This window comes from Catenuloplanes niger (genome assembly GCF_031458255.1).
GTDB classification, from domain to species: Bacteria; Actinomycetota; Actinomycetes; order Mycobacteriales; family Micromonosporaceae; genus Catenuloplanes; species Catenuloplanes niger.
This window is the reverse complement of record NZ_JAVDYC010000001.1, coordinates 2,460,286-2,479,129: the sequence shown is the minus strand read 5'-3', so window position 1 is coordinate 2,479,129 and position 18,844 is coordinate 2,460,286. Positions and strand designations below refer to the sequence as shown.

The following is an 18,844-nucleotide window of genomic DNA, read 5'->3' as shown; positions in this document are numbered from 1 at the left end:
ATCGGAGCGACTGTCGTCCGCGATGCCGGTGCGGTCGCCGCTGTGGCGCCGGATGCGGCTGCCGGTGGTGTGGCCGGGTGTGGGGTTGAGGTGAGCACGGCGGAGCCGGCAGGGAGGAGCGCCAGCGACGACCGGTGCCCGCGGGAGCAAGCCCGGAGCGACCACGCCGGAAGCGGGAAGAAGGGCTTTGATCCGTTGGGTCCTCAGGCGGCCGTGGTCGCGAGGGCCGGGCCGCCGCGGACGACGCGGCCGCCGATCAGCACCGTGCGGACGTCGTCGGGGCCGAGGGACGTGATGACCGCGCCGGCGAGGCGGGAGAGGTCCATGACGTGCTCGAGGCCGCCGAGCGTGACGATGTCGGCGCGTTGGCCCACGCTCAGCGAGCCGGATGTGGCCGTGCGCAGCGTCTCGGTGGCGGCCTCGGTGACCGGGGCGGTGCCGGCGGCGGGGGCGCAGGCGGCGCGCTCGGTGCGCAGGGCGGCGCGCAGGCGGCGGAACGTGTCCGGACCGGCGGTGAAGCCGGGCAGCACCACTTCGCCGCGGACGTCGATCTCGGTGGCGCCCTCGGCGGGGAGCTCGGGGCCGATGGCCTCGATCCGGCCGCCGGAGATGAGCACGTCGGTCGCGGGCAGCTCGCCGAGCTGCGGATCCATGGTGATGACGTGGCCGTTGCGGAGGACGATCATGTGCTACCCCTCCCTCAGGTGAACCCGGAAAGCTTTTCAAAAAGCTATCCGCAAAGCTTTCGCGATGCAAGAGGAAATGTATGCTGGACCTCGTGAACGAGGCCACCGCACGCCGGGACGCCGTCGACGCGCTCGTCGAGGCGTGGCGGGCGGACCTGCCCACATTCGCCGGCGTCGAGCTGGAGCTGTGCAAGCGCGCCTCCCGGCTCAGCATCCTGATCCACGAGGCGACCAATGCGAGCCTGGCCGCGCTCGGGCTCACCAAGGCGGAGCACGAGGTGCTGTCCGTGCTCCGGGCCGCCGGCGAGCCGTATCGGTTGCGGCCCGTCGACCTGATCGACCGGCTGCGCTTCTCCTCCGGCGGCACCAGCAACCTGCTCCGCCGCCTGGTGGAGGACGGGCTGGTGGTCAAGGAGGCGGATGATCGCGACGCCCGCTCCACCTGGGTCCGGCTCACCGAGCAGGGCATGGCGACCGCCGAGGCCGCGGTGCGCGCGCAGGCCGAGGCGCAGCACGCCGTGCTGGCCCGGGTCAGCCCGGAGGCGGCCCGCGCCGCGGCCGACGCGCTGCGCGAGGTGCTGTTGGCGCTCGGTGACCTGCCCAGCGTCGAGGGCAAGAAGCGCTGACTGCGGAAAACCGCACCCATTAGCCTGTATGAGTGCGGATCTGGGGCGCGGTCGTCGCGAGTGCGCGTCTGGTCTGGGGCCTGGCGGTCGGTGCGCTGACCGCGGTCGCCACGCTGGCCGGGCTGGCCGCCGGGGGGATCGTGCTGGCGCCGGCGCTGGCCTGGCCGTCCGCGCGGGAGGCGTCGATGCACCGGCTGGCCCGCACCGTGCTGTGGCTGGCCGAGTTCGAGCGGCACCGGCTCTATCGCCTGTTCGGCGACGCCGAGGCGAAGACCTACCGGGGGTACGGTCCGGAGCGCGCGCTCGCCTACCTCGGCGTGCGCTGGCCGGTCGGCCTGCTCGGCGGCGGCATCCTGCTGCTGTTCGTCTACGGCGCCGGCACGATCGTGTTCTTCGTCTGGTACTGGCTGACCGGCCGCTACCCGGACAACATCCCGCCCAGTCCGTGGATCATCACGTACCTCGCCGTCGCCTGTGGATTCGCGCTGTTCCTCGGCGTGCAGGGGCTGATCGGCGTGGTCCGGCTGGAGCGCAACGTCGCCCGCCGCTTCCTCGGCCCGACCCCGGCCGACCTGCTGCGCGTGCGCATCGAGCAGCTCTCCGCGACCCGGGCGGACGTGGTCGCCGCGGTGGACGCGGAGCGCCGCCGGATCGAGCGGGACCTGCACGACGGTGTCCAGCAGCGCCTGGTCGCGCTCGGCATGCTGCTCGGCCGGGCCCGGCGCAGCGGCGCGGCCGGTGACGAGGCGAAGTCCGCGGACCTGCTGGCCCAGGCGCACGCGGAGTCCCGGGAGATCCTGGACGAGCTGCGCGAGGTCGCCTGGCGCGTCTACCCGGCCGCGCTGGACACGCTGGGCCTGAAGGACGCGCTGGCCGGCGTGGCGGAGCGTGCGCCGATCCCGGTGACGGTGCGCTACGACGTGCCGGACGCGCCGCCCGCGCCGGTGGTGACCGCGGCCTACTTCGTGGTGTCCGAGGCGGTGACGAACGCGGTGAAGCACGCGTCCGCGTCCCGCATCGAGATCGTGGTGACGAGGGAGAGGAAGACCATGACGGTCCGGGTGTCGGACGACGGCGGCGGTGGCGCGGATCCGGCCGGTGCGGGGCTGACCGGCCTGGCCCGGCGGGTGGCCGCGCTGGACGGCCGGTTCGCGGTGATCAGCCCGGTCGGCGGCCCGACCGAGGTGCGGGTGGTGCTCCCGTGCGCGTGATCATCGCGGAGGACTCCGCACTGCTCCGGGACGGCCTGCGCCGGCTGCTGGTCGACGAGGGCTACACCGTGGTGGACGCGGTCGGCGACGGTGCCACGCTGGTCGAGTCCGTCTCCCGGCACCTGCCGGACCTGGTGGTGGCGGACGTCCGCATGCCGCCCACGCACTCGGACGAGGGGCTGCGCGCGGCCGTGGAGATCCGTCGGCGCTGGCCGTCGATCGGCGTGCTGATGCTGTCCCAGTACGTCGAGCAGCGCTACGCCGTCGACCTGCTCACCGGCCACGGGACCCGGGTCGGTTACCTGCTCAAGGACCGGGTCGCGGACGTGGGGGAGTTCCTGGAGGCGCTGGCCCGGGTGGGTGCGGGCGGCACCGCGTTCGATCCGGAGGTGGTCCGGCAGCTGCTGCGCCGGACCACGCACTCGGACCCGCTGACCCGGCTGACCGGGCGGGAGAAGGACGTGCTGGACGCGATGGCGCAGGGGCACAACAACGCGTCCATCGCGGCGCGCCTGCACGTGTCGCAGAGCGCGGTGGAGAAGCACGTCCGGTCGATCTTCGACAAGCTCGGCCTGGCGGACGCGGAGGGTTACAGCCGCCGCGTCCTGGCCGTCCTCAGATACCTGGGCGAGTAGGGGTCCTGGTGGTGTAGTGCTTGCGGATGCGGTAGAGCACGAACACCACCGCGATCACCGCGCACACCGCCAGCACGCCCTTGGAGTAGACGCCGACGGTCTCCTCGACGACCTGCCAGTTCTCGCCCAGCACGTAGCCGGCGACCACGAACACGGTGTTCCAGATCGCGCTGCCCAGCGAGGTGTAGAGCAGGAACAGGCCGAAGCTCATCTTCTGTACGCCGGCCGGCACCGAGATCAGGCTGCGGAAGATCGGGATCATGCGCCCGAAGAACACCGCCTTGCCGCCGTGCTTGGCGAACCACGCCTCGGTCCGGTCGATGTCCGAGAGCTTGATCAGCGGGAGCCGGTCGGCGACGGCCCGGAGCCGGTCCCGCCCGATCGCCGCGCCGATCCAGTAGAGGATCACGGCGCCGATCACGGAGCCGGCGGTGGTCCAGAACAGCGCCGCGGCGAGGCTGAGGTCGCCGCGCGACGCGGCGAACCCGGCGAGCGGCAGGATCACCTCGCTGGGCAGCGGCGGGAAGAGGTTCTCCAGCGCGATGAGGAGGCCGGCGCCGGGTGCGCCGAGCGTCTCCATGATCGAGACCGCCCAGCCGGCGATCCCGTCCATCGGCGGTTCGTTGGTTATGGCCATGGTGACTAACCGTAGGAATTCGGGAGCCCGCGCAGAATGGGGTGGGCCGCCCAGTCGACCTGCGGAAAACCGCAGTATCACCCGTTCGGAGTGAACCTCGCCCTGCTCTCGCTCCGTAAATCTTTGTGCACCGGCGCTCACATAACTTCCGGTGGATGGGAGATCAGGATGAAGGGCAAGAAGCTGGCCGTGGTCCTCGCGGGCGCGCTGGCCGTCGGCGGTGGAGTGATCGCGGCACCGATGGCGTTCGCGGCGACCGCACCGGCGAACGACTGCGCCGACGTCGAGATCATCGGCGCGCGCGGCACCACGGAACGCCCCGGTCTCGGCGTCGTCCTGACGCCGCTGGCGCAGCAGATGACCCGCGAACTTCCCCAGACGGTACGCACCACCGCGCTCGACTACCCCGCGAACTTCAACTACGCGGCGAGCGTGCGGGCCGGTGTGACGCAGCTCCAGGAGGACATCGCGGCCACCGCGGCCGAGTGCCCGGAGACGCGGATCGTGCTGATGGGCTACTCCCAGGGTGCGGACGTGGTCGGCGACACGCTGACCCGGCTCGACGGCGACCTGGCCGGCAACGTCGCGTCTGTGCTGCTCTTCGGCGATCCCACGTTCACCCGCGGCGAGGACTTCAACGTCACGGACGGCGCCCGGCAGGGCGTCTTCCCGCGCGGCGCCGGCGCGCTGGACGGGTTCGCCGACCGGATCCAGTCGTACTGCAACCGCAACGACCGGTTCTGCCAGTCGGGGACCAGCCTGGCCGCGCACATCAACTACGCCGGCTTCCGGGACGACGCGGTCGGCTTCACCGCCGGACAGCTGTAGAGATGGCGGAGCCCCGGGTTACCCTACCCGGGGCCCCCACGTTGACCACCCAATTGCGCACGCCAGTGGCGTTTAAGGCCGCGGATGAGGCTAAAGCCATCGCGCTCTGCCATTGAGCTACCGCGCCGTGTTGGAGGCGCGAACCGGACTCGAACCGGTATCACGTGGCGTCACTCCGCGACCGTTCGATCTGGCGATCGGTGGCGAATGCTGAGCCTGGAGCAAGAGTCTGAGCTTGACGTTGCCCTCGGGCTGCCTCTACCAGTTGGGCTACCCCGCGGTGGTCTGTCGCGGGGGAAGGAGTCGAACCTTCACTGTCACCGTCGCAGCGTTTCAGCCTGATCCGTTCAGTCTCAGCTTGCTGGGTGCCGCTCTGGGCACCCCACCCCGCCGCTCCACAGCGGGGAGTCCCTGGAATCTACCGTGCGAACAGGTAGCCGAAGACGGCCTCCCCGGCCTTCACGTCGGTCACCTCGAACGTGTTGGCCTGCTCGCGGGCGAACTTGACCGCCTGCTGCAACCGCTGCACGCGCTCGCGCAGCTCCTTGACCCGGGTCGCGGGCAGCGCGCCGGAGAGCTTCACGGTCGTCCAGTAGCCGACCGGCTGGTCCTCCGTGTACACCTCGACCTGCGCCGGGTGCTCCTTGGTCGCCTCGGCCTTGACGTGGTTGCGCATCACCTTGCGGCTGCGCACCGTCTCCACCGGGTCGGACGCGTACGCCCCGATCTCCGGGCTGAACGACCAGCTCTCCGCCGGGTCCAGCACGGGCAGCTTGTCCACGAACGTGTGCAGGTCGGCCAGCTGCTTCTCCAGGAAGAGCAGGTAGGTCACCGGCACGTCGCGCAGCAGCGTGCGCCCGTCGACCACCACGTCCGCCTTGGCCACCGTGTTCGCCGTGTCCTGCGTCAGCACCAGATCGAAGAGCCGGGTCAGCGTCTTCGCGGTGTCGGCCAGCACGTCCTCCGCGGAGAGCTGCACGCGGGTCGACTCGGGCGGCAGCTGCTCGCCCTCCTCGTCCTTCGGCCGGTACTTCCGGGAGATGCCGGACAGCAGCGGTGCCTTCTGCGTGTTGCGGTGCGCGTCGGTGAAGTCGCGCAGGCTCTGCGCCTTGACTCCCTTGGTGATCGCGATGATCTGGCTGAGCGTGGTCACCCGATGATGATGACCCACGGCCGCAACCTCACGCGAGCAATATTGCGCTCGCCGTCAGCACCAGCAGGCCCACGCCCGCGATCACCCAGCCCAGCCAGCCCGGCACGTCATATCCCATGACCGCACCCCTCACTCACGCCCTCACCGGTTCACTCACGTCCAGTGTTCGAGCCGAGTCCGATGCCGTTCAAGCTGGTCGCCCGGGTGGGTGACCGGTCATCGCCCGAAGTACTGATAGACCGAGTCCGGTGGCGTGACCGTCTGGCCGGCCGGGGGCGTGGCCACCTCGAACGGCTCACCGAAGGCGGAGTAGCGGGTCTCCACCATCGGGGCCTTGCCGGCGGTGATCGCGGGCAGGTCGATCTGCAGGTGAGTGAGGCGGCCGCGCTCGTCCAGCGTGGCCAGGAACGGCACCGCGCGGGCCGCGTCGCCGAGGCCGGCGATGTCCGAGGTGCTGAACGACAGGCCGGTGCCGGTGCCGACCTGGGCGAGGTCGAGCGTGCCCTTGTAGCGGCCGTCCGGCAGCCGGTTCGCGTCCGTGATCGCGGCGAGCACCCGGTCGGCGCCGCCCGCGTCGTTGCGGCCGGGTGCGAAGCTGACCTCCCGGCCAGGCGGGATCCGCGCCGGGTCGATGCGCATCCAGCGGGCGGCGTCCACGCCCGGGATCGGCACGCCGTCGATCTGCATGAAGACCGCGTCGCCGAGCAGCCGCGTGCGTACCGTCATCGACTGCTCCTCGCCGGTCGCCTGGCGCAGCGCGGACTCCGCGCGCCGGTTCGGCACGTCCATCCGGCTCGTGGTGCGCATCGCGTCGCCGGACGTCACCTCCACCGTGAAGCTCTCGGTCTGCAGGTGGTCGTCGGAGCGGGCGAGCGCGGTCAGCGCGGCCTGCCGGGCGGGGTCCTCGGTGGCGGCGGGATCCGGCTCGCCGGAACATCCGGACAGGACAAGGGCCAGAGCAAGACCCGCGACGGTACGGCTGCGCACGCGCGCCCCCTTTCGACGGCGTCCACCATATCGAAGTTTGGCGATGCACAACGTTGAGAGCGCTCTCTTGACAGAGGCAGCGATGACCGTCACTCTTGTGCGCACCCCGTGAAAGCGCTCTCAGAGAGCGTGGCACCGGCGCTCCCCGGTCGCCCGCCCAGGAAGAGGTGCACCATGCCCGTCCAGAAGAGACCCGGCCGGCGGTCGATAGCCGCCGGTGCCGCCCTCGCGCTCATGTCCGGCATGCTCACGTTCGTGGTCGCCACGAACGCGGACGCCGCGGTGGTCGGCGCCGGCAGCTACACCGAGACGCCCCCGGCCGGCGCGGCGCTGCCGAACGGCTGCGGCTCGCTCACCACGAACCCCCGGCAGTACGTGACCGGCAACGCGCCGTCCGGGGCCGTGCCCACCAACGACTGGTGGTCGTCGCTGCTGTTCAAGCGCACCGACTGCGCCTACAGCGAGCCGCTGCACGCACACCCGCTCTCGTTCGACACGTTCTCCGGCGGGCTCGGCATGTCCTACACCACCACGCCGTCGATCAGCGGCACCGCGACCGGCGTGGGCGAGTACCACTACCACTACCAGCAGGACCTGCAGGTCGGGGTGGCCGGGCTGAACTCGCCGGACGTCAAGGTGGACGGCTGGAGCGACTGGACCGTCACCCCGTACTGGAGCGACGGCGCGCGCACGCTCAAGGCCACCATCGGGCACGGGCTGCCGTTCGCGTACTTCCAGGTCACCGGCGGCAACGCGCAGCTGACCACGGCCGGCACGCCGAGCGTGTGGTCGAACGGCGGTAACGTCCTCGGCTTCACGGCCGGTGGCAGCGACTACGTGGCGTACGCGCCGTCCGGCGCGACCTGGACGGTGAGCGGCACGTCGATCACGTCGTCGCTGGCCGGCCGCGGCTACTTCTCGGTGGCGGTGCTGCCGACCACGTCGTCCACGTCCACCGCCGCGAAGCAGTCGCTGGCGAGCGGCTACGGCACCTACGCGCACGCGCACGTGACCGGCACCCGGATCTCGTACAGTTACAACCCGGGCGGCAACAACGCGCTGAGCACCACGTACGCGTTCACCACCACGGCGCGGGAGGGCAGCGCGAGCGGGACCGTGGTCGCGCTCTACCCGCACCAGTGGAAGTACCTGAGTGGGTCGACGCCGATCACGGACACCTACGTCTCCGCGCGCGGCGCGATGAAGGTGCTCACCGGCGCGGCGAGCTTCCGGACCGCGATGACGTTCCGCGGCGTCCTGCCCGAGGTGCCCGGCGTGGCGAACTCCGGTGCGGACCTGACCACGCTGAACAGCTACCTCGCCGCAACGCAGGCGAACCCGGAGGACAACCGCGGGCCGGACACGTACTGGACCGGCAAGGGCCTCGGCCGCGCGGCCCGGATCGCGGAGATCGCGGACCAGGTGGGCAACACGGCGGTGCGCAACAGCGCGCTCGCCGCGATCAAGTCCCGGCTGACCAACTGGCTGACCGCGTCGTCCGGCGAGAGCCAGTCGCTGTTCTACTACAACGCGAACTGGGGCACGCTGATCGGCTACCCCGCGTCGTACGGCTCCGACCAGGAGCTCAACGACCACCACTTCCACTACGGGTACTACGTCGCGGCTGCGGCGACGCTCGCCCGGTTCGAGCCGGCGTGGGCGTCCTCCGGCCAGTACGGCGGCATGATCGACCTGTTGATCCGGGACGCGAACAACTACGACCGGAACGACACCCGCTTCCCGTACCTGCGCGACTTCGACATCTACGCGGGGCACGACTGGGCGTCCGGGCACGGCTCGTTCGGCTCCGGCAACAACCAGGAGTCCAGCTCCGAGGGCATGAACTTCGCCGGCGCGCTGATCCAGTGGGGTCAGGTCACCGGCAACACCGCGGTCCGCGACGCGGGCGTGTTCCTCTACACCACGCAGGCGGCCGCGATCCAGGAGTACTGGTTCGACTCGTCGGACACGAACTTCCCGGCCGCGTTCGGGCACAGCACGGTCGGCATGGTCTGGGGCAGCGGCGGCGCGTACGCCACCTGGTTCAGCGCGGAGCCGGAGATGATCCAGGGCATCAACATGCTGCCGATCACCGGTGGGCACCTCTACCTGGGCTACCAGCCGTCCTACGTGAACACCAACTACGCGGAGCTGGTCCGCAACAACGGCGGCCCGCCGACCGTGTGGCAGGACATCCTCTGGGAGTTCCAGGCGCTCGGCAGCCCGGACACGGCACTGGCGAACTTCCGGGCGAACAGCGGCTTCACGTCGGAGGAGGGGGAGAGCAAGGCGCACACGTTCCACTGGCTGCGCAGCCTGTCCGCGCTCGGCACGGTGGACACGTCCGTCTCCGCGAACCACCCGCTGACCGCGACGTTCGTCAAGAACGGGGCGCGCACGTACGTGGCGTCGAACATCAACTCCAGCCCGATCACGGTCACCTTCTCCACCGGTACGACGATCACGGTGCCGGCCGGGCGGACCGTGACCACCGGCGCCTGGTCGTGGACCGGTGGCAGCGGCGGGGGCGGCACCCCGCAGCCGACCACCGGCGGCCCGACCACGCCGCCGCCGACCACGCCGCCGCCCGCGGGCGCGGCCAACCGGTACCTGATCTCCGGCGGTGGGCTCAGCGGCACCGCCGCGGGCACCGGCACGGTGTCGGTCGGCTCGGCCGGCGGCGGCAACTACGACGGCACGCCGCGGAACCCGGTCACGTTCACCGCGACCGGCGTCACCAATACGTACACCGGCGGCAGCACCGCTTTCGATCTGTTCGTGGACGCCGGCCCGAACGTCGGCAACGGCACGCAGGTGCGGGTCTCCTACGACCTCACCGGCGACGGCTCGTTCGACCGGGTGGAGACCTACCGGTACTTCGCCACCGACCCGGTCGGCGGATACGAGCACTACACGCAGGCGGCCGGCCTGGCGTCGTCCGCCGGCACGCTCGGCAACCTGCGCAACGGCACGATCAGGGTCGAGGTGTGGAACGCGATCGGCAACGGCGCCACCACGCTCGGCGTCGGCAACCAGTCGATCATCCGGTTGCCGCTGTCCTGAGGTTGTCCCGAGGTCCCGCCGGGCGCGCCCCGGCGGGACCTCCGCGCGAGCGCCGGGCCGGTAGGCTGCACGGGCAGCGCGGAAACGATTCCTTTCCCAGAGAGCGGGTGCGCACGTGACGGCGGCTCGGGAGCGTCCCACGTTGGAGGCCGTGGCCCGGCGGGCGGGCGTGTCGAGGGCCACCGTGTCCCGGGTCGTCAACGGTTCCACCACGGTCGCCGAGGACATCCAGGAGAAGGTCAGGATCGCCGTCCGGGAGATGGGTTACGTGCCCAACCAGGCGGCCCGCAGCCTGGTCACCCAGCGCACCGACTCGATCGCGCTGATCCTGCCGGAGATGCCCAACCGCGTCTTCTCCGACGACCAGTTCTTCCCCGGCATCATCCGCGGCGTCAGCCAGGAGCTGGAGGCCGCGGACCGTCAGCTGGTGCTGATGCTGGCCGGCTCCACCGCCGGCCACAGCCGCGTCGAGCGCTACGCGATGGCCGGCCACGTCGACGGCGTCATGTTCGCCTCGATGCACGGCGCCGACCCGCTCCCGGCCGCGTTGTCCGGGCTCGGCATCCCGGTCGTGTGCAGCGGCCGTCCCATGCAGAACCACGGCGGCGTGCCGTATGTCGACGTCGACCACATCGCCGGCGTCTCCTCGGCCATGCGCCACCTGCTCGCCGCCGGCCGCCGGCGGATCGCCACCATCGCCGGCCCGCAGGACATGATCGCCGGCGTCGACCGGCTCACCGCGTACCGCGACGCCGTCGAGGCCGACGGCCAGCTCCCGCGGGTCGCCTACGGCGACTTCACCCGCGAGTCCGGCGCCGCCGCCATGCGCACGCTGCTCGACGCCGACCCCGACCTCGACGCCGTCTTCATCGCCTCCGACCTGATGGCCCACGGCGCGCTCCGCACGCTGCGCGCCTCCGGCCGCCGCGTCCCCGACGACGTCGCCGTGGTCGGCTTCGACGACATCGAGATCGCCCAGTTCACCGACCCACCGCTGACCACCGTCCGCCAGCCGATCGTCGACCTCGGCCGCCAGCTGGCCCGCCAGATGCTCATCATCCTGGCCGGCGAGCCGGTCAGCCCCGCGGTCCTGCTCCCCACCGAACTGATCGTCCGCGAGTCCGCGTAAACCCTTCAGAAGCGGATCTTCCCGCTTCCGGCGGCTCCAGTCCGCATGCTCCCGCGGGCACCGGTCGTCGCTGGGGCTCCTCCCTGCCGGTCGCGTGGCGCAAGGACCCCCGCCGTGTCCGGCCTGGACTGTCGCCGCACGGGCCCGCGTCCCGGGCCGCGCGCTCCTCGGCCGGCGCCGGCCATGATCCCGGTGGCGGTAGCGTGAGCGACCGTGACTCCCGCGACGGTGGCGGCGCTACTCGAAGCGCTGAGGCACGACCACGACGGCCCGGCCGCCCTCGCCCGGATCGGCCGGCACCTGTGGTGGCTGGTGCCGCAACCGGTGCTCCACGACCTGATCGCCGGCCTGCGGGAACACCTCACTCCCCATGATCCGCACCGGGCCGCGATCGCGGATCTGCTGGCCGACGGCGTCCGGCACATCGACCGGGCGTGGCCGCCGGCCGCGAAGGGCACGGCCCGTGCGACGCTGGCGACCGCGGTTCCGGAACTGCTCGGGCTGCTCGGCGATCCCGATCCGGCGGTCCGCCAGCACGTCACGCGGACGCTGGTCGCGGTAGGACCCACGGAGCCCGGCGTGGCGGCGGCGCTGCTCGCCCGCACCCGCTCCGAACACGACCCGGCCGCGCTGGCCGACCTGCTGCACGCGCTGGACGACCTGGCCACCGCCCCGCCCGCCTGGTTCCACGCCTGGCTGTCCCACCCCGAGCCGGTGGTCCGGCTCGCCGCGGTCGCGGCCCTCGCCCGCCACTCCGGCCCGGCGGACTCGTCCGGCGAGGACGACCCGCTCGCCGATGCCGTGCCGCCTGCGGCGGACGACGCGCGAGAGCCCGACGTGGCCGGAGACGTCGCCGCCGGTCTGCTCGGGGTTCCCGGCCTGTCGCGGCTGCCGGATTCGCCGCGCTTCGCGTCACCCCGGAACGGCCGGCTCGACTGGCTCGCTGTCCGGCTGGGGCGGAGCCCGGAACGGGCCGTGCGGTTCGCGTCCGCGGCACGGCAGGCGGGAACCCCGGAGACGGATCCGGCCGCGATGATCGCGGCGGCGACGGTCGTGCGTCGCTACCGGTTGCCCCGGCCCGGCGGACCGATCGTGATGCCGCGTGCGTCCTGGGACCGGCTCTGGGCGTTGGCGGCCGGCACGGTGGAGCACACCAATCAGTTCGTCCGCCCGTACGCGGCCGGTCTGCTCGCGGTGGCGGGGGAGGCGGCCCGGCCGCACGCCGACGCGCTGGCGCGGGCGCTCGCACACGGCGTGGACGACGCGGTGGTCGCGCTGGCCCGGCTCGACGATCCGCGGGTGCTGCCCGTGCTGCGGGAGCGGCCGCTGACCGGGACGGGCCCGCTGGGCCGGACACAGGCGATCACCACGCTCGGGCCGCTGCGCGCACACGCGGATGTGCTGCTGCCCGGTGGCGGCTGACCGGTGACCCGGAGCCGGCCGTGCCGGTGCTGCTCGACGCGCTCCGCCCGATCCTGGCCGGCCGGTGGTCCGACGCCGGGAACGCGGCGATCCACCATCTCGGCCGGATCGCGGCACCGGCCGCCCGGCCCGCGCTGGAGAAGATCCTGGCCCGGCCGGTCCGGCTGATCGGCCCGCACACCGGCGACGCGGGGTACGCACATCGGATCGGCTCTGGTCCGGGGCGGGCGCTCGCGGACGAGGCGCTGGTCACCGACGCGGTCGTGGCGCGCGACGCGATTCTCTCTAGGGTCTAGGTATGGCGATCCTTCACAAGGCGCGACTCGTACCGACGAAGCTCGAACTGCTGGCGGCGTGGCTGCCGGGGCGGTCCTGGTTCGCCGGGCAGCCGGATGCGGCGGTGGAGCGGGTGGCGGCGTTCCGGTTCGACGATCCGGCGGGGGCGGTGGGCGTCGAGACGATGCTGGTGCGGCACCGCGAGGTGTACCACGTGCCGCTGACCTACCGGGGCGCGCCGCTGGCCGGGGCCGACGAGCATCTGCTGGGCACGATGGAGCACTCGGTGCTCGGCACCCGGTGGATCTACGACGCGGCCGGGGATCCGGTCTATGCGACCGCGCTGGCGCACGCGATCCTGACCGGGGCCGGCCAGGCGGACGAGATCGTGGACGGCGTGCGGCGCCCGTCGGACTGCCGGGCCCGGGGGACCGGCACGGCGAGTCAGGCGCCGGTGGTGCACGCGCGTCCGGCCGTGCGGGACGGTGACCCGACGGTGATCACGGCGGGCGGGCTGACGCTGACGGTCGCGCGCGTGGTGGACGTCTCGGGTGCGGTCCCGGCGTGGGCGGCGGACCGGGAGCGGCTGGCTGCGGAAACCGGGGACGTCCCGTTCACGCTGGCGGCCGCGCACATCTGACGGACCTCGAGGACATCGACAGGCATTAGACTGGGTGGCGGCTCCTGACCACTGTGGAGGGAACGCATGGCCCGCTTCGCGCCGGTCCCGGTGCCCCGATGTCACGACGGTCTCCGGCCGCGCAGGATCGCGGCGGAGACGGCCGGCTGGGTGTCGTCGGAGCCGATGCGGGCGCTGGTCGCGGCGTTCGGCGGGCGGCTGCCGGACGGCCCGGTCGGTGAGCTGCTCGACTGGCTGGACGCGTTCTCCGGCGCGCACTGGGACTACCGGCGCGGCCGGGTGGAGCGGTACGAGGTGCCGCCGCCCACGTTCGACGACGCGACGGCCGGCCTGATCATGGACGCGGCCACGGCGCTGCGGCTGGTGACGCCGGTGCCGCCGGTGCTGCCCGGGTACGACCACGTGCTCATCCCGGGCGGGCTCGGTCGCGCCTGCCTGCAACGCACCCACTATGCCGCGTTCCTCCTGCGTGAGTGCGGCGTGACCGCGCCCGAGGTGACCGCGCTCGGCAGTTTCCGGCCGCTGACCGCGGCGGAGCGGGCGCTGCCCGGCCTGGGCGACGCGCACGACGAGCTGGCGGCCATGCACGCCGGTGTCCGGCGCGCGTTCGGCGTGACCGCGTTCGCGCCGGAGGACGTCCCGGCCGGCGCCGTCCACCACTACGCCGCCGCCGGTCGCGGGCTGCACGTGCTCGCCGCGCCGTCGAGCGAGCCGGAGCGGCGCCGGGCGAACACGGCGGACACGTACCGGTTCTGGGCCGGCCGGGTGAGCCTGCGCGCGGACGACCGGGTCCTGATCGTGACCTCGCCGATCTACGTGCCGTTCCAGCACTGCGAGGCGATCCGGATGCTCGGCTGCCGGATCGACACCGTCGGGTTCGACGTCACCCGGTCGACCGCGCTGCCACCGGTCGGGCCGACCGCGCCCGACCGGTACCTGCAGGAGATCCGCTCGACGATCCGGTCGATGCGGGCGCTGCTCGACGCTCAGAAGTCCAGGTACACCCACGGGTCCGCGGGCGGGAACAGCGTGCCGAGCACGTCCCGGGCGGCGGCCGGTACCGTGCCGAGCCCACGCGCCTCGATCCCGTCCGGCCCGAGCACGCCGTAGACCAGCGCGGACAGGCCGGCCGCGGTCAGCCGTACGTCGGCGGTCGACGAGCCGGGCGTGACGGTCAGCGCGCCGCCCGCGCCGTCGAGCTCCCAGCCGCCGCCGACGAACGGATCGTCGGGCACGGTGATCGCCACCCGCGCCTCGCCGGCCGGCAGCCCGGTCAGCGCGGGCAGGTCGACCACCCGGGCCATCGGCGGTGCCGGGTGCGGCACCGCCACCGTGCTGGTGACCGTGCCGGCGAAGTCGGTGCTCCACAGCTCCGGGCGGTCCGCGGGCGCGGCGACCAGCGTGATCGTCTGGACCTGGTCCGCGTGCCCGGCCAGGAACCGCAGGATCAGCGCGCGCCCGACCGCGTCGTCGTGCAGCAGCACGCCGCCGATCAGCTCGCCGCCGTAGTCGGTGATCCGGTAGGGGAGCGCGGCGAGCACCCGGCCGTCGCGGTGCGCGGTGACCAGCCACTGCTCATTGTCCTCCCGGGGCTGGTGCCGCCGGTACTCCGGGAACTCGGTGAACCCGTGCCGCGCGCCGATCAACCGCTCCTGGAGCGCGAGCACGTCGTCCCAGCTGTCCGCGATCCGGCGCATCCGCACCTCGCCGGGTAGGTCCAGCGTGAGCAGCGAGGACAGCGCCTCGGGCCGCGTCGTCACGGTCTTCGGCGCGGACAGCCCCACGTATCCGAGGCGGGCGTAGAACCCGGCCCGGAACGGGTGCAGCACGCTGACCGGCCGGCCGTCCTCCCGGCCGCGGCGCAGCAGGTCGAGCATGAGCGTGCGGACGTGCCCGCGCCGCCGGGCGAGCGGGTTGCTGACCACGCCGGCCACGCCGAGCATCGGGTGCACGACGCCGCGCACGTTCTGCCGCATCGGGATGCCGGAGACGCTGGCCAGCACCTCGCCGTCCGCCTCCGCGACCAGCGTGGTGTTCTGCGAGCGGAAGCTCATGAACCGGGTGAGCTCCTCGACCCGCTGCGGGGCGAGCGGCGTGGCCTCGAACGCGTAGGCCCGGACCGGCAGGACGCGCGCGGTCTCGTCCGCGGTGATCTGGCGAATCTCCATGGGCCACATCCCACCCCGCGCGGGCCGTCGCCGCCATCCGTTATCGGGTCTACCGTCCTGCGTATGGAGACTCGTCCATGAATGACGTGCGACGCATCGCGATCGTGGGCGCGGGCCCGGCCGGCATCTACGCGGCGGAGGCGCTGTGCCGTACCGGTGCGGAATTGTCGATCGACGTGCTGGACGCGCTGCCGGCGCCGTTCGGGCTGGTGCGCTACGGCGTCGCCCCGGACCAGAAGATCAAGTCGGTGGCCGCGGTGCTCGGCCGGACGCTGGAGCGGCCGGCGGTCCGGTTCCTCGGCAACGTGACGGTCGGCGTGCACCTGACCGTGCCGGAGCTGCGCCGTCACTACGACGCGGTGCTGGTCACCACGGGTGCGCCGGCGAGCCGGCGGCTCGACGTCCCGGGCGCGGACCTGCCCGGCAGCCGGCCCGCGGGTGACTTCGTCGCCTGGTACAACGGGCATCCGGACCGGCCGCCGGCGATGGACCTCGGTGGGCCGCGGGTCGCGGTGATCGGCGCCGGCAACGTGGCGCTGGACGTGGTGCGCATGCTGGTCAAGAGCGTGCCGGAACTGGTACGCACGGACGTGCCGGACGACGTCGTCCCGGTGCTGCGGGCGCGCCGGGTCACCGACGTCCACGTGGTGGTCCGCCGCGGCCCGGAGGCGGTCCGGTTCACCCCGCCGGAGCTGCGCCATCTCGGCCGGCTCGCGGACGTGGACCTGCTGGTGGACCCGGCCGACGTGGCGGACCCGGCGGGCACCGGCGCGGGCGCGGCCGTGCGGGCGAGCGCGGTCGACATCCTGCGCGAGTGGTCCGGGCGGGCGCCGGCCGGTGCGCCGCGCCGGGTGTGGTTCCGGTTCCACCGGCGGCCGGCGGAGATCCTCGGCCGGGACCGGGTCGAGGCGGTGCGGCTGGCCTCGACCGTGCGCGCGGGTGATGAGGTGACGCTGCCGGTCGACGCGGTGTTCCACGCGGTGGGCTTCCGCGGCGTACCCGTGCCGGGGCTGCCCTTCGACGCGGAGCGCGCGATCGTGCCGAACGACGAGGGCCGGGTGGCCGGCGAGCCCGGTTTCTACGTGGCCGGCTGGATCGGGCGCGGCCCGTCCGGGGTGATCGGGGACACCAAGGTGGACGCGGCCCGGATCGTCCGGACGATGCTGGCCGACCTGCCCGCGCTGCCGTTCGCGGCCGAGCCGGACCCGGGGCGCGTGCCGGCGCTGCTCGGGCGCCGCGGCGTCCGGTTCGTCACCTATCCGCAGTGGTGCCGGCTGGATGCTCTGGAGATCGCCCGGGGCCGCGCTCAGGGCCGGGCCCGGGCGAAGATCGCGGACCGGGCGGAGATGCTGCGGGCCTGCCTCGCGCAGACCTGAAAACCACAGACTCAAAAATTTGCGGGTACGGCGTGAGTCCGGCCACCCGATGTGGATTCACGCTGGTGGGACGTGACCAATATGTCCGAGATCACTGGCCCTGCAACCCGTAGATGTCAGAGAAGTTACGTAGCGGTGTTGACTTCCCACACAGTCGGGCGTAAACAAAAGCAAAGCCAAAACGAAGCGGGGCGGTGGTAACGAGATGTACCCCGAAGAGCGCCAGCAGGAGATCCTGCGGCTCGCACGCGCCAACGGGCGCGTCGATGTCATGGCGCTCGCCGACGCGCTCAACGTAACGGCTGAGACGATCCGGCGCGACCTCACGGTCCTGGAGCGGGCCGGCGTGCTGCGCCGGGTGCACGGCGGGGCGATCCCGGTCGAGCGGATCGGTTTCGAGCCGGCGCTGGCCACCCGCGACTCCGTCCTGATCAGTGAGAAGGAGCGGATCGCGAAGGCGGCGCTCGCGGAGGTGCCCGCCGAGGGGGCGATCATCCTCGACGCCGGCACCACCACGGCGCGACTCGCTCAGCTGCTGCCGTCCGACCGGGAGCTGACCGTCGTGGTCAACTCCCCGGTCATCGCCGCTTCGATCGGCCTCAAGTCCAACCTCAGCGTGCTGCTGCTCGGCGGTCGTCTCCGGGGCAAGACCCTGGCGACCGTCGACGACTGGGCGCTACGTCCTCTCGAGGAGATGTACGTGGACGTCGCCTTCATGGGTACAAACGGGCTCTCCACGGAGCGCGGAATGACGACACCCGACCCGGCCGAGGCCGCGGTCAAGCGCGCGATGATCAACGCGTCCCGCCGGGTGGTGCTGCTCGCCGACCACACCAAGGTCGGCAACGACTACCTGGCCCGGTTCGGGTCGATGTCCGACCTCGACCTGCTGATCACGGACAACGGGCTCGACGCGGACCTGGCCGACGAGGTCGAGGCCGCGGGCGTCCGGGTGGTGCGGGCATGATCCTCACGGTCACGCTGAACCCGAGCCTGGACCGGGCCGTGGAGATCGACACGCTCACCCGCGGCGAGGTGCTGCGCGCGACGAACGCGCACATCGACCCGGGCGGCAAGGGCGTCAACGTCTCCCGCGCGCTGCTGGCCAACGGCGTCGCCTCCACGGCCGTGGTGCCGTGCGGCGGCGAGGAGGGCGCGCAGCTGGTGCGGATGCTGGAGGCGGAGGGCGTCGCGATGGTCGCGGTGCCGATCGCCGGCCGCACCCGCTCCAACATCACGATCGCCGAGCCGGACGGCACGGTCACGAAGATAAACGAGACCGGCCCGGTCCTCGCGCCGGCGGAGTTCGCCGCGGTCATCGACGCCGTGCTGGACGCCGCGCGCACCGCGGACTGGGTGGTGCTCTGCGGCAGCCTCCCGCCCGGCCCGTCCGTCGAGGCCTTCGGCGAGCTCTGTGCCCGGCTCGTGGCGGCCGGTGCCCGGCTCGCGGTGGACACCAGCGGCCCGGCGCTCGGCGTCGCGGCCGCGGCCGGTGCCGCGCTGGTCAAGCCGAACCGTGAGGAACTGGCCGAGGCCGCCGGCGCCGAGCTCCACACGCTCGGCGATGTTGTCGAAGCGGCCAATGCACTGCGTAAGGCCGGCGCTGGTACGGTCCTGGCCAGCCTCGGTGCGGACGGCGCGGTCCTGATCGAGGACTCAGGCGTGACCACCGGCAAGTCGCCGGTGAGCGCGCCGCGGAGCACGGTCGGTGCCGGTGACGCGCTGCTGGCCGGGTTCCTGTCCGCGGGCGCGACCGGCGAGGCCGCGCTGGCGGAGGGCCTGGCCTGGGGCGCGGCGGCGGTCCGCCAGCCCGGCAGCCGCATGCCCGGCCCGGCCGACATGGAACGGGAGACCGTTCACCTCGACCCCCGGCCCGACCTGGGCCGGCGGCTTCACCCCCGGGGCTGACCCCCAAGGCATCACCCAGCCCCAGCCGCACCACACACAACTTCATCACGGGGAATCGCATATCGCATCAACCCGCGCGGCACCGCGCGGCCCCTCCAG

General features: G+C 72.7%; 17 protein-coding genes, 1 tRNA gene and 1 pseudogene. 13 read left to right on the top strand and 6 right to left on the bottom strand.

The genetic code is table 11. The annotated features are described in order from the left end of the window. Positions 1 to 203: 203 nt before the first annotated feature. Positions 204 to 686: a hypothetical protein gene (locus J2S44_RS10705; protein ID WP_310411447.1), complete on the bottom strand. Its 483-nt coding sequence runs from the start codon at positions 684 to 686 to the stop codon at positions 204 to 206. 80 nt (positions 687 to 766) lie between these two features. Here J2S44_RS10705 and J2S44_RS10700 point away from each other — a divergent pair, with 80 nt between their 5' ends. From J2S44_RS10700 to J2S44_RS10690, 3 genes are read left to right on the top strand one after another with little or no spacing between them, the layout of a single operon-like run. Further along, complete coding sequence (locus J2S44_RS10700) at positions 767 to 1,312, top strand: MarR family winged helix-turn-helix transcriptional regulator (RefSeq protein ID WP_310411443.1); 546 nt, start codon at positions 767 to 769, stop codon at positions 1,310 to 1,312. 32 nt (positions 1,313 to 1,344) lie between these two features. Next, complete coding sequence (locus tag J2S44_RS10695) at positions 1,345 to 2,523, top strand: sensor histidine kinase (protein WP_310411438.1); 1,179 nt, start codon at positions 1,345 to 1,347, stop codon at positions 2,521 to 2,523. After that, positions 2,514 to 3,158 carry a response regulator gene (locus tag J2S44_RS10690; RefSeq protein WP_310411435.1) on the top strand — a complete coding sequence of 215 codons (645 nt, stop codon included), beginning with the start codon at positions 2,514 to 2,516 and terminating at the stop codon, positions 3,156 to 3,158. Before J2S44_RS10695 ends, J2S44_RS10690 begins: the two co-directional genes overlap by 10 nt. Here the strand turns inward: J2S44_RS10690 and J2S44_RS10685 are convergent. Further along, on the bottom strand, positions 3,139 to 3,795 hold the full coding sequence (locus J2S44_RS10685; protein WP_310411432.1) for a DedA family protein: 657 nt from the start codon (positions 3,793 to 3,795) through the stop codon (positions 3,139 to 3,141). The genes J2S44_RS10690 and J2S44_RS10685 overlap by 20 nt on opposite strands. Before the next feature lie 168 nt (positions 3,796 to 3,963). Between J2S44_RS10685 and J2S44_RS10680 the strand changes: the two genes are divergently transcribed. Then, positions 3,964 to 4,623 (top strand): cutinase family protein, encoded by a 660-nt coding sequence (locus tag J2S44_RS10680; RefSeq protein ID WP_310411429.1) that lies wholly within the window; start codon positions 3,964 to 3,966, stop codon positions 4,621 to 4,623. Between the two features lie 288 nt (positions 4,624 to 4,911). Here J2S44_RS10680 and J2S44_RS10675 read toward each other — a convergent pair. The 3 genes from J2S44_RS10675 to J2S44_RS10665 all read right to left on the bottom strand — a co-directional run bounded on the left by J2S44_RS10675 (position 4,912) and on the right by J2S44_RS10665 (position 6,763). Further along, positions 4,912 to 5,015, bottom strand: a tRNA-OTHER gene (locus tag J2S44_RS10675). Between the two features lie 26 nt (positions 5,016 to 5,041). Beyond that, the gene (locus J2S44_RS10670; protein WP_310411426.1) at positions 5,042 to 5,776 is read right to left on the bottom strand and encodes a DUF7873 family protein; all 735 of its coding nucleotides are present in this window, start codon (positions 5,774 to 5,776) and stop codon (positions 5,042 to 5,044) included. A 216-nt stretch (positions 5,777 to 5,992) separates the two neighbouring features. Further along, positions 5,993 to 6,763 carry a hypothetical protein gene (locus J2S44_RS10665; protein ID WP_310411423.1) on the bottom strand — a complete coding sequence of 257 codons (771 nt, stop codon included), beginning with the start codon at positions 6,761 to 6,763 and terminating at the stop codon, positions 5,993 to 5,995. Positions 6,764 to 6,937: 174 nt separating this feature from the next. Between J2S44_RS10665 and J2S44_RS10660 the strand changes: the two genes are divergently transcribed. The 6 genes from J2S44_RS10660 to J2S44_RS10635 all read left to right on the top strand — a co-directional run bounded on the left by J2S44_RS10660 (position 6,938) and on the right by J2S44_RS10635 (position 14,403). Then, positions 6,938 to 9,826: a glycosyl hydrolase gene (locus J2S44_RS10660; RefSeq protein WP_310411421.1), complete on the top strand. Its 2,889-nt coding sequence runs from the start codon at positions 6,938 to 6,940 to the stop codon at positions 9,824 to 9,826. A 115-nt stretch (positions 9,827 to 9,941) separates the two neighbouring features. Continuing rightward, the gene (locus J2S44_RS10655; protein ID WP_310411417.1) at positions 9,942 to 10,955 is read left to right on the top strand and encodes a LacI family DNA-binding transcriptional regulator; all 1,014 of its coding nucleotides are present in this window, start codon (positions 9,942 to 9,944) and stop codon (positions 10,953 to 10,955) included. Positions 10,956 to 11,168: 213 nt separating this feature from the next. Further along, on the top strand, positions 11,169 to 12,377 hold the full coding sequence (locus J2S44_RS10650) for a HEAT repeat domain-containing protein (protein WP_310411414.1): 1,209 nt from the start codon (positions 11,169 to 11,171) through the stop codon (positions 12,375 to 12,377). A gap of 20 nt (positions 12,378 to 12,397) precedes the next feature. Beyond that, positions 12,398 to 12,673: a hypothetical protein gene (locus tag J2S44_RS10645; RefSeq protein WP_310411411.1), complete on the top strand. Its 276-nt coding sequence runs from the start codon at positions 12,398 to 12,400 to the stop codon at positions 12,671 to 12,673. A 2-nt stretch (positions 12,674 to 12,675) separates the two neighbouring features. Beyond that, positions 12,676 to 13,293, top strand: a complete 618-nt coding sequence (locus tag J2S44_RS10640) for a CG0192-related protein (protein WP_310411408.1) — start codon at positions 12,676 to 12,678, stop codon at positions 13,291 to 13,293. Between the two features lie 66 nt (positions 13,294 to 13,359). Continuing rightward, a complete protein-coding gene (locus tag J2S44_RS10635; RefSeq protein WP_310411405.1) occupies positions 13,360 to 14,403 on the top strand; it encodes a hypothetical protein in 1,044 nt (347 codons plus the stop codon). A gap of 686 nt (positions 14,404 to 15,089) precedes the next feature. Here the strand turns inward: J2S44_RS10635 and J2S44_RS10630 are convergent. Then, positions 15,090 to 15,461, bottom strand: a pseudogene (locus J2S44_RS10630) (GNAT family N-acetyltransferase); the annotation flags it as partial. A gap of 77 nt (positions 15,462 to 15,538) precedes the next feature. Here J2S44_RS10630 and J2S44_RS10625 point away from each other — a divergent pair. The 3 genes from J2S44_RS10625 to pfkB all read left to right on the top strand — a co-directional run bounded on the left by J2S44_RS10625 (position 15,539) and on the right by pfkB (position 18,745). Then, complete coding sequence (locus J2S44_RS10625; protein ID WP_310411402.1) at positions 15,539 to 16,837, top strand: FAD-dependent oxidoreductase; 1,299 nt, start codon at positions 15,539 to 15,541, stop codon at positions 16,835 to 16,837. Between the two features lie 205 nt (positions 16,838 to 17,042). Further along, the gene (locus tag J2S44_RS10620) at positions 17,043 to 17,804 is read left to right on the top strand and encodes a DeoR/GlpR family DNA-binding transcription regulator (protein WP_310411397.1); all 762 of its coding nucleotides are present in this window, start codon (positions 17,043 to 17,045) and stop codon (positions 17,802 to 17,804) included. Next, complete coding sequence (pfkB, locus tag J2S44_RS10615) at positions 17,801 to 18,745, top strand: 1-phosphofructokinase (RefSeq protein ID WP_310411392.1); 945 nt, start codon at positions 17,801 to 17,803, stop codon at positions 18,743 to 18,745. The genes J2S44_RS10620 and pfkB overlap by 4 nt, the downstream gene beginning before the upstream one ends. Positions 18,746 to 18,844: the final 99 nt, after the last annotated feature.

Coding starts and splice junctions, on each gene's coding strand:
- J2S44_RS10705 (WP_310411447.1), bottom strand. CDS start 686: ATGATCGTCCTCCGCAACGGCCACGTCATCACCATGGATCCGCAGCTC.
- J2S44_RS10700 (WP_310411443.1), top strand. CDS start 767: ATGCTGGACCTCGTGAACGAGGCCACCGCACGCCGGGACGCCGTCGAC.
- J2S44_RS10685 (WP_310411432.1), bottom strand. CDS start 3,795: ATGGCCATAACCAACGAACCGCCGATGGACGGGATCGCCGGCTGGGCG.
- J2S44_RS10680 (WP_310411429.1), top strand. CDS start 3,964: ATGAAGGGCAAGAAGCTGGCCGTGGTCCTCGCGGGCGCGCTGGCCGTC.
- J2S44_RS10660 (WP_310411421.1), top strand. CDS start 6,938: ATGCCCGTCCAGAAGAGACCCGGCCGGCGGTCGATAGCCGCCGGTGCC.
- J2S44_RS10640 (WP_310411408.1), top strand. CDS start 12,676: ATGGCGATCCTTCACAAGGCGCGACTCGTACCGACGAAGCTCGAACTG.
- J2S44_RS10635 (WP_310411405.1), top strand. CDS start 13,360: ATGGCCCGCTTCGCGCCGGTCCCGGTGCCCCGATGTCACGACGGTCTC.
- J2S44_RS10625 (WP_310411402.1), top strand. CDS start 15,539: ATGAATGACGTGCGACGCATCGCGATCGTGGGCGCGGGCCCGGCCGGC.
- J2S44_RS10620 (WP_310411397.1), top strand. CDS start 17,043: ATGTACCCCGAAGAGCGCCAGCAGGAGATCCTGCGGCTCGCACGCGCC.
- pfkB (WP_310411392.1), top strand. CDS start 17,801: ATGATCCTCACGGTCACGCTGAACCCGAGCCTGGACCGGGCCGTGGAG.